3 rRNA genes (2 of these 3 cut by a window edge) are annotated in these 2500 nt (G+C 51.9%); all 3 read right to left on the bottom strand.

From position 1 onward, the window contains the following. Positions 1-685 (bottom strand): 16S ribosomal RNA (locus MKZ18_RS01430); it reaches 868 nt to the left of the window's first position. Positions 686-848: 163 nt separating this feature from the next. Then, positions 849-964 (bottom strand): 5S ribosomal RNA (gene rrf / locus MKZ18_RS01425). A 65-nt stretch (positions 965-1029) separates the two neighbouring features. Then, a 23S ribosomal RNA gene (locus MKZ18_RS01420) occupies positions 1030-2500 on the bottom strand; it runs 1464 nt beyond the window's last position.

The following is a 2500-nucleotide window of genomic DNA, read 5'->3' as shown; positions in this document are numbered from 1 at the left end:
ATTCCGCTTTTCTCTTCTGCACTCAAGTTCCCCAGTTTCCAATGACCCTCCACGGTTGAGCCGTGGGCTTTCACATCAGACTTAAGAAACCGCCTGCGCGCGCTTTACGCCCAATAATTCCGGATAACGCTTGCCACCTACGTATTACCGCGGCTGCTGGCACGTAGTTAGCCGTGGCTTTCTGGTTAGGTACCGTCAAGGTACAAGCAGTTACTCTTGTACTTGTTCTTCCCTAACAACAGAGTTTTACGACCCGAAAGCCTTCATCACTCACGCGGCGTTGCTCCGTCAGACTTTCGTCCATTGCGGAAGATTCCCTACTGCTGCCTCCCGTAGGAGTCTGGGCCGTGTCTCAGTCCCAGTGTGGCCGATCACCCTCTCAGGTCGGCTATGCATCGTTGCCTTGGTGAGCCGTTACCTCACCAACTAGCTAATGCACCGCGGGCCCATCTGTAAGTGATAGCCGAAACCATCTTTCAATTTTCTCTTATGCAAGAGAAAATGTTATCCGGTATTAGCTCCGGTTTCCCGGAGTTATCCCAGTCTTACAGGCAGGTTGCCCACGTGTTACTCACCCGTCCGCCGCTAACGTCATAGAAGCAAGCTTCTAATCAGTTCGCTCGACTTGCATGTATTAGGCACGCCGCCAGCGTTCATCCTGAGCCAGGATCAAACTCTCCGAAGAAATGTTTGACTTGCTCATAAAAGTTTAAAAAAATTAACGTTGACGTTTGTCGCTTTGTTCAGTTTTCAAAGTTCAACCGCCGCTCTTAGGCGACTTTATCATCGTACCAAGTTTTTCACTTGGTGTCAAATACTTTTTGAAAGAAAAAGAGAAATCTTTTTCAGCCTGGCAACGTCCTACTCTCACAGGGACAAAGTCCCAACTACCATCGGCGCTAGAGAACTTAACTTCCGTGTTCGGCATGGGAACGGGTGTGACCTCTCTGCTATCGCCACCAGACATGTTTTGAGATTATTCTCTCAAAACTAGATAACATTTCGCTGAGTACTTCGTGTACTATCGTTTTGGTTAAGTCCTCGATCGATTAGTATCAGTCAGCTACACACGTCGCCGTGCTTCCACCTCTGACCTATCAACCTGATCATCTTTCAGGGATCTTACTAGCTTGCGCTATGGGAAATCTCATCTTGAGGGGGGCTTCATGCTTAGATGCTTTCAGCACTTATCCCGTCCACACATAGCTACCCAGCGATGCCTTTGGCAAGACAACTGGTACACCAGCGGTGTGTCCATCCCGGTCCTCTCGTACTAAGGACAGCTCCTCTCAAATTTCCTACGCCCACGACGGATAGGGACCGAACTGTCTCACGACGTTCTGAACCCAGCTCGCGTACCGCTTTAATGGGCGAACAGCCCAACCCTTGGGACCGACTACAGCCCCAGGATGCGATGAGCCGACATCGAGGTGCCAAACCTCCCCGTCGATGTGGACTCTTGGGGGAGATAAGCCTGTTATCCCCGGGGTAGCTTTTATCCGTTGAGCGATGGCCCTTCCATGCGGAACCACCGGATCACTAAGCCCGACTTTCGTCCCTGCTCGACTTGTAGGTCTCGCAGTCAAGCTCCCTTGTGCCTTTACACTCTACGAATGATTTCCAACCATTCTGAGGGAACCTTTGGGCGCCTCCGTTACTCTTTAGGAGGCGACCGCCCCAGTCAAACTGCCCACCTGACACTGTCTCCCAGCCCGATCAGGGCTGCGGGTTAGAATTTCAATACAACCAGGGTAGTATCCCACCGACGCCTCCACCGAAGCTAGCGCTCCGGCTTCTCAGGCTCCTACCTATCCTGTACAAGCTGTACCAAAATTCAATATCAGGCTACAGTAAAGCTCCACGGGGTCTTTCCGTCCTGTCGCGGGTAACCTGCATCTTCACAGGTACTATAATTTCACCGAGTCTCTCGTTGAGACAGTGCCCAGATCGTTACGCCTTTCGTGCGGGTCGGAACTTACCCGACAAGGAATTTCGCTACCTTAGGACCGTTATAGTTACGGCCGCCGTTTACTGGGGCTTCGATTCAGAGCTTCTCCCAAAGGATAACCCCTCCTCTTAACCTTCCAGCACCGGGCAGGCGTCAGCCCCTATACTTCGCCTTGCGGCTTCGCAGAGACCTGTGTTTTTGCTAAACAGTCGCCTGGGCCTATTCACTGCGGCTCTCTCGGGCTATACACCCTACCAGAGCACCCCTTCTCCCGAAGTTACGGGGTCATTTTGCCGAGTTCCTTAACGAGAGTTCTCTCGATCACCTTAGGATTCTCTCCTCGCCTACCTGTGTCGGTTTGCGGTACGGGCACCTCCCGCCTCGCTAGAGGCTTTTCTTGGCAGTGTGGAATCAAGAACTTCGGTACTATATTTCCCTCGTCATCACAGCTCAGCCTTATGATGAGCGGATTTGCCTACTCATCAGCCTAACTGCTTGAACGCGCATATCCAGCAGCGCGCTTACTCTATCCTCCTGCGTCCCCCCATTACT

This window comes from Priestia sp. FSL W8-0001 (genome assembly GCF_038050335.1).
In the GTDB taxonomy this organism is placed as follows: domain Bacteria; phylum Bacillota; class Bacilli; order Bacillales; family Bacillaceae_H; genus Priestia; species Priestia flexa.
The sequence above is the reverse complement of the archived record's forward strand: the minus strand, read 5'-3'. Positions and strand labels throughout refer to the sequence as shown.